Below are 15823 nucleotides of genomic sequence, written 5' to 3'. Positions count from 1 at the left end.
GTTGCTTATGGAATCGCATATAGTTAAGATCATCTCCATTAATCAGGTGACACACGATGTAAAAAGTTTTCGCTTCGAAAAACCTGAAGGATATAAATTTGTTCCCGGGCAGGCTACCGAAGTTTCAATAAACAAACCCGGATGGATCGAAGAACGGCGTCCATTTACATTCACCTCATTGAATAATGAACCCACACTTGAGTTTACCATTAAACGGTATGCCGATCACAATGGTGTAACCAACGCACTGCATCAGCTAAACGAAGGCGATGAATTGATCATACGTGATGTGTGGGGCGCTATAGAATATAAAGGCCCTGGTTATTTTATTGCCGGCGGAGCAGGCATTACACCTTTCATAGCCATACTGCGGCAATTATACCTCAACAACCAGTTGGCGGATAATGTGCTGTTCTTTTCGAATAAAACAACGGCCGATATTATTTATGCAGAAGAATTAGCCCGTATGCTTGGCACAAACGCCGTTTATATTATTACCCGCGAAAAAAAGGAGGGTTTTGTAAACGCAATTATCAATGAAGAGTTTTTAAAAGCACAAATAACAGACTTCAGCAAACATTTTTATGTATGCGGTCCCGATAAAATGATCGCTGATATTAACGCAGCGCTTGAAAAACTGGGAGCTACAGCAGATTCTGTAGTATTTGAGAAATAATAATCCTGAGCAAAGTCGAAGGACGCGGAAACACACCCTTCGACTTCGCTCAGGGCGCGGAGGAATCCTTCGACTTCGCTCAGGATACTCACCATTGACTATTTCTTTTTTTCTTTCGTCGCGACAAATAGTCTTTTGCGAATATGCCTGCCAGTATCAATCCGAATAAAAAGCCGCCAATATGCGCTGCGTAGGCTACGCCACCGGCTTCCTTTCCGCCCAGTGCGCCTAATCCGTTCACTACCTGAAAAGCAAACCATACACCCACCGCCAGAAATGCAGGCACCGAAATAATAAGAAAGAATATCCAGAGGTGCACACTTCGCCCGGGATGTAATCGAAGGTAAGCGGCCAATACAGCAGAAATAGCACCGGAAGCACCCAAACTGGGGATTAACAGGTTTTGTCCTAATATAAACGTGGCGAACACATGGCTCAACCCGGCGAGCATACCGCACAATAAATAAAACAGGAGATATTTCAAATGACCCAACGCATCTTCTACATTATCGCCAAAGATCCATAAGTACAACATGTTACCGGCCAGGTGAGCCAGTCCGCCATGCATGAACATCGAAGTAAACAAGGTTAAAAAAACGGGAATGGAGGTAACTTCTAATCCCGGTAACTCAAACCGCTGACCGGTATATGGGTCCCGGAGAATTTTTGCATTGGTAACAATATCATTACCGGTTAATATTTCGCCGGGAACGGTTGCATATGCAAAAGTAAAATGTGTATCGCGACCCCAGTTCTGCCAATAGATAAAAACAAAAATATTAAGTGCGATGAGAAGGTAATTAACTATAGGAGTTGTTTTCCTGTCTCTGTTGTCGTCACCAATTGGGAAAACCATTTTTTTATCAAAAATATGCAAATGCTGTTCCCCGCGGAAGAAAACTGGCAATTTGCAATAGGCAATTTGCAAACCTGCCTGTTGCCTATTGTTTATTGCCCATTGCCTATTGTCTATCGCTTATTGCCTATGGAATAAGTTATGGTCGTATAATAAAATCCTCCTATTTGCGGGCCGCCTAAAAATGAATAATAGTAATGATTCAGCAAATTGGTAGCGCCCAGTTTTATGCCCAGCGAAGGTTTGGCAAACGAATACTGTACCATACAATCAACATTAAACACCTGCGGCACATTACCGTTTACCAAAAAAGATTGCCAGTAAAAACCATTCTGGTATTTGAACGATACATTAAACCCAAGGGTGCTATATACATTATTTCCTTTAAAACCGCCATTCACTATCCACGATGGTGTATTAAAACCATCTTCCAGACCATCGTTGGCGCTGGTTCTTTTCAGGGTTTGATAACTGGCATTGGCCCATATTGAATAATGATTGCTTAACAGATACAACACATCTATTTCGGCGCCGTAATTATGCACTTCTGTTTTTGAGTTTGTCCACAACCGGTATCGGCTTTGTTTATTATTATCATATAATGAGGCAGGCATCTGCGCGCTGTCGCTGGTATTGGGTATGCTGGCTTCTATCTGTGCAATGAAATTCGAATACAGGTTGTAGTAAAAGTCGGCGTCGATCGATAGTCTGCTGCCGGCCATAATACCCCTGTACCCTATTTCAAAGGAGTGCATTTGCTCGGGTTGCAGGTAGGTATAGGTATTTCGTTGTAAAAGGCCTTTGTTCTTTTCGATGGCCGCCGCCTGAGTCATTCCCTGCGTATTTACATCATTATTTACCGCCGCCTTAAAATTATCGATGGAGCTCTTTAGCCAACTGTTCTCGAAAATACCGTTCGACATAACTTTCAATCCGCCAACGCGTTTTACACCGCCGCTGTTGATATTCGAAAAGCCTTCAAAGATACTTGGGAACCGGTAACCGTTCTGATACGAAAAACGAACGAAATCATTTTTGGTTAAACTATATACTGCTGTTAATCGGGGATTCCATTTCAGCTTAAAATATTCATACCCCGTTGCACGCAATACGGCGCTTACCTGTAATTTTTCGTTCAATATACTTTTTGAAGCATGCACAAAAAATCCATAACTGGTATAATTTAAATTATGTCCCGAATCGATTGGATTAATAAAATAATTGCCATCGGGCACAATGATATAATCCCTGAAGTCGGCCCCTGCCTGTAAATTATAACTGGTATGTAACAGCTTGCCCAGATTAAGTGTTGCTTCGGTATGTACTAACCGTGCTTTTACTTTCAGGGCTGCGCCAATATCCCAGTTATTGATCTCCTGTAATTGTTTTAATTTATCATTGAATGCTGCGGTGCCGGGCTGCGGCCTGCCTGCATCGGCAAAGTCTCTTGCTTTATGATGTGCCGTAGCAACATCATCACCCGCACTAACGTCTTTGTTCCATTCTGTTGTATAATCCTGGTACCATTTGGTACTGCCTTTAAAACCAAGATCCATAGTTTCGGCCATCGACCGCAGGTTGTACGAGTGACCGGTATTTTCTGAATTGATATAAGCCCTTGCCTGCACCAATTGATTTTTGAATTGCACAATATGCTGCTGCAGTAAATAATCCTGCAACCTGAAGCGGTTCGATCGCTGGTATATATTATTAAGATAGGCTGCGCGGTATGTATACGATATTTCTGAATTACTGTTTGGCCGGTAGTAAACCGATGCATCGCCTTTTATATTCTGCAAATGATAATCGGCTACATCTCTTTCATAGTAACCGGTGCGGGCTACAACATAATTTTTGCCACCCAGCGTAAGTGTTTTGCGATTCGATGATTCGTTGCCATAACCGTTCACCGCATCATAACCCGGGTTATCAGCGCCGGTTAAACCTGTTGTTTGATTGGCGGTGGGGTTCAAATCGTTGTGGTTATCGGCAATCCAGTCGTACCCTTTGTTAAAACCGCCATTGATTTTAAAGGCCCATTTTTTATGGAGAACCTGCGCCCAGCGAATATTTGTTTCATTGTACAATCTGGCCGAAACCTTATTAGGATCGTTTACATGATTTACACCCACCTGCTGCTGTATACTTAAACCGGGTGTGGCGAAGGGATCTTTAGTAGTAAAATTAGCCAGTCCGTTGGTAGCATTCATACCATATAAGGCCGAAGCTACGCCCTGAATAACTTCAACATGGTCGATGTCGAGATCGCCGGGCGATAATGCATTGGCAATGGGAGCGCCTATATGCGGCGACTGGTTATCAATATTATCTATCATTTGCACAAACCGCACATTGGTGGTATTGGAGAAACCACGGGTGTTGATGATCTTAAAGCCAAGTCCGGGTACAATCATGTGTACGCCTTTCATGGAACCTATGGCATCAAAAAATGAAAGTGCTGCGGTTTGCTGTATTTGCGAAGTGCTTAATTTGGAAATGCTCACCGGTGCAGTAAGCTGTTTCTCTGATAATCGGGAGGCCGATATAACAATTTCCTGTAACACATGCACCTTGCGTACGGTATCGGTTGCGGCTGGCTGCTCCTGGGCAAAGGAGGATGCTGCATAAGTAGTTAAGCATATAATACCGGCAACTATTCTTTTTACAAAACCTGTACATTGGTATATCCGGGCCGTAAGCATACAAGATAAGCAGTTAAAATGTTCGTTATTTCTTTCAGTACATAACGACACAAATATAGAGAAATATGCTTTACTCCAAAAAAAAGTGCCGCGGCCCTATCCTTCGACTTCGCTCAGGATAAAGGCCACGGCTCCTTCGACTCCGCTCAGGATTATTGCGGATACCCATCATTTTGCGTGAGGTCGATATTCAAATCTCTTTCCGACTGAGGAATTGGATACACCAACCGGTTGGTGGTTACCTGATACGATGCCGGCGACAGGTAACCATATAGTTGTTTTATTTTAATACCATACGCATTTATTACTTCCACCGCTTTACCGGTGCGCACCAGATCGTGCCAGCGATGGTTTTCAAAAGCCAGCTCTACCCTTCTTTCATGGGCAATGATATCGGTCAATGCCGTTTGATCGGTTGTTGTAATATTATGTGTAGCATTCCCGAACGCCCTGGTGCGTACCCTGTTTAACGGCACCAGTGCTTCGGCTGATTTACCCTGCAGATTTTGCGCTTCGGCCAGTAATAACAAGGCATCGGCATAACGGTATACGGGCCAGTCATCGTTGGTATTGCCTTTATTGGCATGCGGGTTTAAATATTTTTTAATATAAGGTACCCCCACTTTGCCCGATGCAGGCGTGTAATTGATAATACTCTTATTGGCAGAAATAGTAAAAATGTTATTTGAGTTGTAGGTGCCTTCTGCAACCGCTATCGAAGCATCTTTGCGCGTATCATCGGTTTCATAGGCATCAATCATATCCTGTGTGGGTGTGTTCCATCCGCCGATACCGCTGTTATTGGTAGCCACACCGGTTACAACGGTTGTATTATTGCTACGCGGCAAAAAGTAATAAATAAACTGGCTTTGCTGGCCACCCTGTAAACCTTCGAGGTATTGCACTTCGAAAATCGATTCCTTGCTGTTTTTATTGGTGGTTGAAAAAACATCTGAATATTTGGCTAACAGATCGTATCCCATGGTAGAAAGCGAAGTGAGCAGCGTTTCTGCATCTGCATATTTATGCTGGTTCATATACACTTCGGCCAGCAGCATGGTAGCGGCGCCTTTGGTTGCCTGTCCGCTTTGCTTACCCGAAACAAAAACAGGGTTGGCCATTTTGGCAATGGCATCTTTTGCATCGGCTTCAATTTGCGCATATACTTCCTGTACTGAAGAGCGGGTTAAAAAAGCCTGTTCTGCTTCAGTAACTTCATGCACAAACAAGGGCACGCCACCGAAATACCTTACCAGTTTAAAAAAGTAAAAAGCCCTGAGAAACTTTGCCTGTCCTACGATATCATTTTTTGCTGCATCGCTTAGCGTACCTCCATCGATGCGGTCGAATATCATATTGGTGCGCGAAATGCCTTTGAAACAATGAAAGTATACAGCATTTGAATAGTTATTCGAAGGATCGTCCATAAAATCGGCAATATTCTCCCGCATGGTATAAGCCGTTCCGCGGTTCACCGCGTAGTACTGGTAATGCGTATTATCTGTGCGCATTTCGCCGGTATAAAAATCATTATCCATTAAATCGCGCAAAGGTGTGTAGGCGGCTGTGAGCGCCATCCTGAACTGCGATTCGGTTTTATAAAAATTCGCTTCAGCAATCTGATCTTCGGGAACCAGTTCTATAAAACTTTTTTTACACGATACCGCCACACATGCCAGCGCTGCAATTATATATATCTTCTTCATATCAATATTTTAAATTGAGTAGAAAACATTATTTGAAACTTGCCGAAAACCCGATGGCAAAAACTCTTGGAACGGGATAAGCATTTTCGTCGATACCAATATTGCCATCCAAACCATTCAAGCTTACTTCGGGATTGATGCCTGAGTATTTGGTTAGAATAAAAGCATGTTGCACCGAACCATACACCCGTACGCTTTTAAAAGCGAGGTTGGACTTTAATGGTACACTATAACCCAGTGTTATATTTTTTAGGGAAAGATAGGAGCCGTCTTCGACCCACTGGCTGTTTACCGAACGGCCCAGGGCAGTTGTGCCCGACAACGTTCTGGGATAAACGCCTGATCCGGGATTTTCGGGCGAGCGCCACCTGTCTTTTACAGCAGCCAGCAATCCTCTTGCGCCATCGAGATTTGTTAAGTAGGCCCATTTTGAGGGGTTTAATATTTTACCGCCGTAGGAGCCTGCAATGGAAACCGACAGATCGAAATTTTTATAACTCACCTGATGGCTCATACCAAATAAAAAGTCGGGATTGGGATTGCCAATGAACGTGCGATCGTTTTCATTGATCACTTTGTCGGTCACCACGTCTTTCATTTTTATTGTGCCCACTGCCGAGCTGGTGCCATATTGCGGCGAGTTGGCCAGATCTGCGCTGTCTTTATACAATCCCTGAAAAACAAATCCAAAAAATTCGCCCAGCGAATGTCCTTCCTGGTTGCGATAGTAATCAGATGTGATGGTATTATTTCTACGGATAAATCCGGGCGCCAGTAGTTTTTTGATCAGGTTTCTGTCGAACGAAATATTGAATGCAGCATTCCACTTAACCGGCCCGGTAAGAATGTCGGCGGATACTGTAAACTCGTGCCCCCAGAATTCCAGCACGCCTACATTAGACGATATGCTCGAAAATCCTGAAGCACGTGGTATTGGTCTATCCTGTATCAACCCATCCGATATTTTGTGGTAAAAATCATAGGTAACCGAAACCCTGTTATTAAACAGTGACAAATCGAGGCCGATATCCAGTTGCTTGTTGCGCTCCCAGCCAAGCCAGGGATTGCGCAGTGTTGAAATAGTAGCACCGGGCACCAGCACGCCACTGAACACATAATTGCTGCTGGTTACCTGCGAAAGACTGGTGTAATTACCAATATTATTATTACCCGTAATACCATAGCTGGCACGTAGCCTCAAAAAACTGACTGAACGGCGGAACCTTTCCATAAAATGTTCATTGCTGATGATCCATCCTGCCGAAACAGAGGGAAAATCACCCCATTTGCGCTCAGATCCAAAGCGAGATGAACCATCGCGACGAACTGCTGCCGACAACAGGTACGTTCCTCTGAAATTATAATTCAAACGGCCGATAGCCGATAACAAAGAATAAGCGGTTGTATTGCTACTGCCTGAAGTTATAGAGGTAGCGGCGCTGATCCATTCAACATCATCACTGGGGAAATTGGTACCGTTAACAGCATTGCTTTCCTGACTGAACTGCTGCACCGAATAACCGGCCAATGCTTCGATATGGTGTTCATTGAAAAAAGTTTTGGTGTAATTCACCATTCCTTCTGCCGTCCACGAATAGTTGTCGATCGAACTGCTGGTACCCGTGGCTGTTCCATCTGTTGAAATAGAGATTGGCGAATAGCGGTTACGTGTTTCGGCTCCTTTATCCAAAGCAATATTGCCTTTTAACACCAGGCCTTTGATCAGCTCATAATTGGCGTATCCATTGGCCAGGATGCGCGTGGTTTTATAATCGTCTTTTGTTTTCATGTATTGCGCATAGGGATTCACATTAGCCACCATGCCCGCCGTTTGAACATATAACGGCATGTTGCCGGCACTATCAACCGGTGCAATCAAAGGACTTGCCTCTACTATCTTTTCAATTAACCCGCCTACGCCTTCGGTGGTTAACCGGTTATTATGATCGATGCGATAGCTGGGCGCAATACCAAATCCTGTTTTCAGCTTATTGTTAACCAAACTAAAATCCTGGTTAAAGCGGAACGAAAACAGTTTGCTGCCTGTATTTATAATAACGCCCTGCTGTTCCTGGTATCCGGCCATAATGGTCGACGATGATTTGTCGGTAGCCGATGAAATCAGCAGATCGTAATTTTGAATGGGCGCTTTGCGGGTAAGCACATTGAACCAGTTGGTTCCTTCGCCATATCGTTCGGGATTTTTATACTCAGCGGCTAAAGTAACAGGAGTTGTTTCATACTTAAGATGATCTTCATAATACTCATTTTCAAATTCGGCAAACTCACGGGCATTCATCATACGGGGTCTTCCTTTTTGAGGAATTACCTGGGTTCCGTAATAGCTGCTGAACTCAACTTTGGCATCACCTGCTTTGGCATGTTTGGTGGTAATTAATATAACGCCATTGGCCGCCCTTGACCCGTATAGCGAACTGGCAGAAGCGTCTTTTAATACCGTGAAGGTTTCAATTTCCGAAGGGTTGATATTATTGATGCTGCCCGTAATAGGTACACCATCTACCACAAACAAAGGCTGGTTGCCCGATGCCAGCGATGCGGCGCCTCTGATACGGAATTCCATTCCACGGCCCGGAGTACCGGCATTTTGCCCTATTTGCACACCGGCAATTTTTCCCTGCAACTGCTGTGCAAACTGGCCAACCGGCATATCTTTTACATCGGCAGCTTTTGTTTGAACAATTGAACCGGTAACTTCCTGCCGGCGCTGCTTACCATAACTCACTACCACTACATCAAGATTGGCGGAATTATCTTTCAATACAACAAACAGGGGCTCTCCTTTGTCAAAATCAGGGTTTTCTTTTCGAATGATCTGCGTTGTATAGCCCACATGCGAAAACGTAAATATATATACGCCTTTTTCGCCAATATTATCGAAGGCAAAAACGCCGTCTTTACCGGTTACTGTTGAATGCCTGGCGCCAGTGGTTTCGTTTTTAAGGTCAACGGTAACTCCCTGCAGCGTTTCGCCGCGTTCATCTTTAACCAGGCCTTTTACTCCCTGCCTGTTTTCCTGTGCCTGTGCCGGAAAAGCAAGCCACAAACCAACCAAAAACGGCAGTAACCACATAAGGATCGCCTGCCGCTGCACTAAGGGCATAGTTAACCCCTTCACTACTTTGTAGCGATGTTTCATCATACTTAATATTTAATTAATGAGATTTTTGATAACAGATCGCAACCTGTTTCTTAATGTTCTGATAAGAGAGGCCCTGGAAACATCCTGCATGCCTGGTCATCTGCCACGGGATGTTGCCGGGTTGGTTTTGTGACTGATAAGTAATACGTGTGGTTGGGCGATTACCACTATTGCCGCCGCAGTTTTTTTTGTTAACAGGCAGTCGGAAGCCAGAAGCATGAAATCAGCATCAACCCTCAGCAATACACTCTATTTCCCACTCGCCACTTACTTCCTGCCTTTTCATACTTCCTGCTTATGCCTGATGGTTTGATCGGTAGCTATATCATAAACCTCACCGTGCGAAAGAATGTGTACAATAATATTTTCAACCGAAATGGGCGTTCTGTCGGGAATATCTATCAGGTTGGTATAGGAAATGTTTTTTCCATTTACAATGGTCACAATACCCGAACCAATTACCTCGAGATTGTTACCGCCCGAAATAATGATGCCGGTATCTTCGGCCAGTCCAATACCCAATATACCGGGCTGAACGGCTACCGCCTGCGCCAGCCGGTTAAAACGGCCCCTTTTTTCGAAATGGGTATCGATGATAACGTTTGAAATAAATTCAAAACCGGTCGAGAATTTTATTTCTCCTTTAAGATGTGCTTTTGTGGCATTACCATCATAGATCATGGTACCGCCCATGGCCATGGCGCCGGCACTGGTGCCGGCGATCACTACCGCTTCGTTTACATATCGTTGTTTGATAATACTCATCAGTTCGGTGCCGCCCAATATTGAAGTTAAGCGAAGCTGATCGCCGCCGGTGAAAATAATGCAGTTGCAATCCCTGATGCGTTCAAGATGTTCTTCGGTATCTACCTGTTCGCGGCTGGTAATAAAAAGATGCCCTATGTTTTCACAGCCCAGCTGGCCAAAGGCGGCGCAATATGTTTTTTCCATTTGCTCAGGCATCGAAGAAGCTGTAGTTACCAGTTCAATTTTGGATGGGCCTATTTGCTCAACCAGTTTAACAATGCGGCGCAATATACCCGCTTCAAAAAAATCAAAGCGATTGGCTGGCTTACGGCCTTTTTGGTAATTGATTCCTTTATCCTCGGCGCCACCTATAGGAACCAGTACTCCTTTGATAGCTGTCATGTCCACATTAATTTAATAGATCCACACTTCAAATTTATCACATGCATCCGATGGGTATTCAAGGGAGGCTTTCTCTCTAAGCAAACCGATCGGATGCCTTTCACGCATTTCTGTTTATCAATTTCATTAAATTAAGTAACTTTTAATTACAAAAGCCACCTTTTCCTGCAGGCATCCAACGGGTTTTCGGATACCTAAAGTTATTGAACTTTGGTAAGGCCGCCTTTTAATTACCTTTAAAAACCGTTTATGAATGAACATATTGCCATTGCCATTCACGGAGGAGCGGGAACCATATCAAAACAAAAATTAACCGGCGATTTGCGTGCAGCATATGAAAACGCCCTGAAAGAGGCGCTTGATGCGGGGTTGAACATTTTGAAAAACGGCGGTTGCAGTCTCGATGCAGTTGAGGCTTCGGTTATTGCGCTTGAAGATTGTCCGTTTTTTAATGCAGGGCGGGGATCGGTTTTTAACAGCAAAGGCGGTCATGAAATGGATGCCGCGATCATGGACGGCAGCAATCTGGCTGCAGGCGCTGTAGCCGGTATAAGCCTTGTAAAAAATCCGGTAAGGGCGGCACGTACCGTAATGGAAAAATCGAATTATGTATTGCTGATCGCCGAAGGCGCCAATGAATTTGCCAAAGCACACCAGCTGCCTATGGAAACAGCATCCTATTTTTATACCGACTTCCGTTATAACGACTGGCAAAAAAAGAAACAGGGGCTTACGCAAAACAAGCAGTTAGGAACAGTAGGCGCTGTGGCGCTCGATAAAGAAGGCAATCTTGCCGCAGCTACCAGCACCGGCGGCCTTACCAATAAAATTTATGGAAGAGTGGGCGACAGCCCGTTGATAGGCGCCGGCACTTATGCCAATAACAATACCTGTGCTGTATCCTGTACCGGCGAAGGTGAACAGTTTATCAGGGCCGTTACCGCTTATGAAGTATCGTGCTGTATCGAATACAAAAAAGTTTCATTACACCAGGCATGTGCGCTGGCTATGCAAAAACTTGAAAAGATAAACGGAAGCGGCGGTCTTATTGCCGTTGACCGCATGGGGCATATTTATATGCCCTTCAACACCGAAGGCATGTACAGGGCCTGTTACCATCCCGACGGAGTAACTGAAATCAAAATTTTTGATTAACCTCCGGATCACCGGCCCTCTGCAAATCAAAGTTCGCAATTGGCAATTAGCAATTGCAAACTACCAACTGCAAAACTTTCTTCCCATCCTTAAGAAATCACAAAATCCCGTGCCACCCCCACCCTATGGCTTGCTGCTGCATTAAAATTTAATGGTATAAAAATTTTATTATTAACTGCGCATTGCACTGCACATTGACCAAAACAAATTATAGCCATATGAAAGTTTTGGATATTAAAACAACCGAAGGGCCTAACTACTGGTCGGTTTACAGACATCGCCTTGTAGTTGTGTTGCTTGATATTGAAGAGCTTGAAGAAAAGCCAACCGACAGGATTCCCGGATTTTACGACCGCATTGTACAACTGATGCCTTCACTCATTGACCATCAATGCTCGGTAGGCATAAAAGGAGGATTTTTAAAACGTGTGAAAGACGGCACCTGGATGGGGCATGTTGTTGAGCACATCGCCCTTGAAATACAAATACTGGCCGGTTTGCATGTAGCTTTTGGCCGCACCCGCCCCGCCGGCAAAAAGGGTTTGTATTATGTTGTATTTGCTTATCAGGATGCCGAAGCAGGCAGGTATGCCGCCAAAGCAGCCGTTCGTATAGCGGAAGCGCTGATAAAAGGAAGCAACTACAAGGTTCAACATGATATCGATGCGCTGAAATCAATTGCAGCAGAAAACCGGTTAGGCCCCAGCACCAACGCCATTGTGCAGGAAGCCATAAAAAGAAATATTCCCATTATAAAACTGAACGACGATTGCCTGATACAACTGGGCTACGGTTCGGCACAAAAACGAATTGAAGCAACTATTGCATCAACCACCGCCAGTATCGGTGTTGATATTGCCTGCGACAAAAACGCCACCAGGCAATTACTGCAATCGAACTATATTCCTGTGCCCGAAGGAGCTACCTTAATGCATGAAGAAGAACTGGAAGCTATTATCAACGATATCGGATATCCGGTCGTTATTAAACCCGTAAATGGCAATCAGGGCAAAGGCATCACTACCAATATTTCCGGTTACATCGATGCAATGAAAGCGTTCAGGCATGCAAAGGAAATTGCATCAACTATCATTTGCGAAAAGTTCATTAAAGGGTACGACTTCCGTGTACTGGTTATCAATTACCGGTTTGTTGCTACAGCGCTTCGTACGCCCGCCGCAGTTACCGGCGATGGCGTGCACACCATCAGGGAACTGGTTAACAAACTAAACGACGATCCCAAAAGAGGAAATAAACATGAGAACCTGCTTACCCGCATTACCATCGACGAAGCTACTCAGGCTATGCTAACCGGCCAGGGTTTAACGGCCGACTCCATTGCAGCCGAAGGGCAAACTATTTTATTGAAACCAACAGCCAATTTAAGCACAGGCGGAACGGCCGAAGACGTAACCGACGAAGTGCATCCTGCCAATAAAGCTATGTTCGAACGCATTGCGCGCATAATCGGCCTCGATATTTGCGGCATTGATATTATAGCACCTTCATTAAACGAACCTTTGAAACAAAACGGACGCACCACAGGCGCCGTTCTTGAAGTGAATGCAGCACCCGGCCTGCGCATGCATCTGGCCCCGTCGAAGGGCAAACCCCGTAATGTGGGCAAAGCCATCATTGATATGCTTTTTCCCAATGGCAACAATGGCCGCATTCCCATAATTGCCATTACCGGAACCAATGGTAAAACAACCACCACCCGTTTGCTGGCCCATATCACCAGGCAGGCCGGGTACAACGTTGGTTATACAACAACCGATGGTATTTATATTGATGACCAGATGATCGTAAAAGGCGATTGCACCGGGCCGGTATCAACAAAAACAGTTTTAAAAGATTCCGGTGTTAATATGGCTGTATTGGAATGTGCAAGGGGCGGCATTTTACGCGCCGGTCTTGGATTTGATCATTGCGATATAGGCATTGTTACCAATGTGGCTGAAGATCACCTCGGCATGCAGGGCATCGATTCGCTCGAAAAGCTGGCCCGGGTAAAATCGATCATTGCCGAATCGGTTTGCACCGGAGGCTGTGCCATTTTAAATGCCGACGACGAACGGGTATATAACATGCGTGACATTGTTTCGGCCAACGTTGCCCTGTTTTCCCTGACGGCCGATAACCCGCGTATAGCACAACATATGCAACAGGGCGGTTTGGCAGCAGTTTATGAAAAGGGGTATATAACCTTACTACACGAAAAAATGGTTTATCGTATAGCTCATGTAAAAGATATTCCCATTGCTTTTTCAGGAGCAGCCACTTATAACATTGCCAATATATTACCGGCATGCATAGCTGCCTATGCACAAAATATAGATATCAAACAAATTGCAGCGGCCCTGAAAACATTTGAGGGCGGCCCCGCCATGCTGCCCGGAAGAATGAATGTATTTGATTTCAATTCGTTTAAAATTATAGTCGACTATGCACACAATGCTCCCGGGTTGCGCGCCATTGCACCGTTTATTCAATCGTTATCGGCATCGGTAAAAACAGGCATCATTACAGGCGTGGGCGACCGGCGCAGCGAAGATATTGTTGCCCTTGGCGCCGAAGCAGCCCTGATCTTTGACGAGCTGATCATTCGCCACGACAAAGACCTGCGCGGCAGATCGGCCGAAGAAATAGACCGGCTAATTTATAAAGGCATACGGCAGGTAGCCCCTGCAAAAAAAGTATCCATTGTTCCCGATGAAATAAAATGCCTGAAACAGGCATTGAAGAAAGCCGTTCCCAACTCAGTAACAATAGTATTTGCCGAGCATATAAAAGAAGTTATCGAACTGTTGCAAAAAGCGATAAATACGCTTAATGCTAAACGCTTAAAGCCTAACGCTAAATACACTCTACTTTAAGCATCCTGCGTTCAGCATTTTGGGGTTTGCGTTCAGCATTTTGCGTTCAGCGTTCTGCGTTCTATACCAGCTCCCTGCACTCTTTCGGCAAATGCACCTGCAAGGTACATCCGGTGCCCTGGGAAGATATTACCTCCAGTTTTCCGTCGAACAGTTCAATGCGACTGAGAATATTGGTTAATCCAACGCCCTTTCTTCTTTCTTTCGGATCAAAACCTTTTCCATCGTCCTGGATCAGCAAATCAATGAAATTGTTATTGGCGGTTAATTTAATAATTACATTATGGGCCTGGGCATGCTTTATAATATTATTGAATTGTTCCTGCACAATTCGATAAAGGGCCAGCTGTTGCTTTCCGCTTAAATTATTAAGATTATCTTTCTCGCAATGGAAATTAATGGCAAAGGGATTAACGAGTTGTATGTTTTCAATAAGATCGTTTACAGAATCAACCAGTCCGTTTGTATCTAAAACCGGTGGCACCAGGGATTTTGATATTTTCCTGATTTCATTAATGGCCATTTGAAGATTCTTCACGCTCCGGAGCAACAGTTCATCGAACATTTCAGGTTGTTCCATCGAAGCCTCAATATAAGCTTTCGTCACGGCCAGTATCTGGTTGATGTTATCATGCAATTCCCTGCCAATTTCAGCCCTTTCCTTTTCCTGGCTTTCGATAGAAGCATGCACCAGTTTTCGCTGATGATCAATCCGCTCTTTGGCTATCTGGTCAGAATATTTCTTTAGTTGTTGTTCGGCGTTTATTTTTTCGGTTATATCCTGACAGGTGCCAATAAAACTGGTACCTGAATCATCAGTACGTTGCGAACATCTTCCTTCAATATATTTTTCAACGCCCGATCTGGTGATAATGCGAAATTGAATGGGTGTAAAACTTCCGGTTGCCATAGCCGTTGTCTGAGCTTTTACAACCATCGGCCGGTCTTTGGGAAACACCATCCTGAAAAATTCCTGAGCCGATAAAAAATCACCGGGTTTCAAATCGAGCAGATGGTACATTTCATCTGAACAGGCAATCAGGTGGCCCTGCCGGCTAATTTCCCAACTGCCTATTTTGGTGATCACCTGAGCCTCTGCCAGCCGGCGCTCACTTTTAAGCAGGTTCATTTCGGCAATGGCTTTTTCGTGCCGTTCGGTTGATTCTTTTAATGCACGTTTTATTTTTGGAATAACCGTAAACAATTTGTCTTTCAGCGCATAATCGGTTACGCCATTTTTGATCATCTCCACAGCCCGCTCTTCGCCTACGGTGCCCGACACAATTATAAACGGCACATGCGCACAGGTTTGTTGTTTAATATGAAATGCTGTAATGCCATCGAACCCGGGAAGCGAGTAGTCAGACAAAATGATATCGGGACTATAGCTTACCAACGCCTTAGTGAAATCATCTTTTGTTTCAACTAATAATGACTCAAAATTCAGATCGCCCTTTTTTAATTCATACATCAGCAATTCAAAATCGTTCTCATCGTGTTCGAGTATTAAGATTTTCGTGGTTTTTTCTTTACTCATAAC

The 15823-nt window shown here is 44.4% G+C and carries 9 protein-coding genes; 3 read left to right on the top strand and 6 right to left on the bottom strand.

Translation table 11 applies throughout. The features are described 5' to 3' along the window. Positions 1 to 7 precede the first annotated feature (7 nt). The gene (locus AC59IL_RS30210) at positions 8 to 676 is read left to right on the top strand and encodes an FAD-binding oxidoreductase (RefSeq protein WP_496555973.1); all 669 of its coding nucleotides are present in this window, start codon (positions 8 to 10) and stop codon (positions 674 to 676) included. Between the two features lie 88 nt (positions 677 to 764). Here AC59IL_RS30210 and AC59IL_RS30205 read toward each other — a convergent pair whose 3' ends face one another. The 5 genes from AC59IL_RS30205 to AC59IL_RS30185 form a co-directional block, all read right to left on the bottom strand. After that, positions 765 to 1532: a rhomboid family intramembrane serine protease gene (locus AC59IL_RS30205; RefSeq protein ID WP_496555972.1), complete on the bottom strand. Its 768-nt coding sequence runs from the start codon at positions 1530 to 1532 to the stop codon at positions 765 to 767. 113 nt (positions 1533 to 1645) lie between these two features. Then, the gene (locus tag AC59IL_RS30200) at positions 1646 to 4234 is read right to left on the bottom strand and encodes a TonB-dependent receptor (RefSeq protein ID WP_496555971.1); all 2589 of its coding nucleotides are present in this window, start codon (positions 4232 to 4234) and stop codon (positions 1646 to 1648) included. A 152-nt stretch (positions 4235 to 4386) separates the two neighbouring features. Then, positions 4387 to 5940 carry a RagB/SusD family nutrient uptake outer membrane protein gene (locus AC59IL_RS30195; RefSeq protein ID WP_496555970.1) on the bottom strand — a complete coding sequence of 518 codons (1554 nt, stop codon included), beginning with the start codon at positions 5938 to 5940 and terminating at the stop codon, positions 4387 to 4389. 28 nt (positions 5941 to 5968) lie between these two features. Then, positions 5969 to 9103 carry a SusC/RagA family TonB-linked outer membrane protein gene (locus AC59IL_RS30190; RefSeq protein WP_496555969.1) on the bottom strand — a complete coding sequence of 1045 codons (3135 nt, stop codon included), beginning with the start codon at positions 9101 to 9103 and terminating at the stop codon, positions 5969 to 5971. 282 nt (positions 9104 to 9385) lie between these two features. After that, positions 9386 to 10252 (bottom strand): cyanophycinase, encoded by an 867-nt coding sequence (locus AC59IL_RS30185; protein ID WP_496555968.1) that lies wholly within the window; start codon positions 10250 to 10252, stop codon positions 9386 to 9388. 249 nt (positions 10253 to 10501) lie between these two features. Between AC59IL_RS30185 and AC59IL_RS30180 the strand changes: the two genes are divergently transcribed. Together AC59IL_RS30180 and cphA are read left to right on the top strand one after the other, a co-directional pair. Beyond that, positions 10502 to 11407, top strand: a complete 906-nt coding sequence (locus tag AC59IL_RS30180; RefSeq protein WP_496555967.1) for an isoaspartyl peptidase/L-asparaginase family protein — start codon at positions 10502 to 10504, stop codon at positions 11405 to 11407. A gap of 218 nt (positions 11408 to 11625) precedes the next feature. Beyond that, positions 11626 to 14283, top strand: coding sequence for a cyanophycin synthetase (cphA, locus tag AC59IL_RS30175; RefSeq protein ID WP_496555966.1), 2658 nt, complete (start codon positions 11626 to 11628; stop codon positions 14281 to 14283). A gap of 61 nt (positions 14284 to 14344) precedes the next feature. On the opposite strand, the gene AC59IL_RS30170 is transcribed toward cphA, so the two are convergent. After that, positions 14345 to 15820, bottom strand: a complete 1476-nt coding sequence (locus AC59IL_RS30170; protein WP_496555965.1) for a PAS domain-containing sensor histidine kinase — start codon at positions 15818 to 15820, stop codon at positions 14345 to 14347. Between the last annotated feature and the right edge of the window lie 3 nt (positions 15821 to 15823).

It is taken from the genome of Niastella sp. sgz303648 (genome assembly GCF_059587045.1).
The sequence above is the reverse complement of the archived record's forward strand: the minus strand, read 5'-3'. Positions and strand labels throughout refer to the sequence as shown.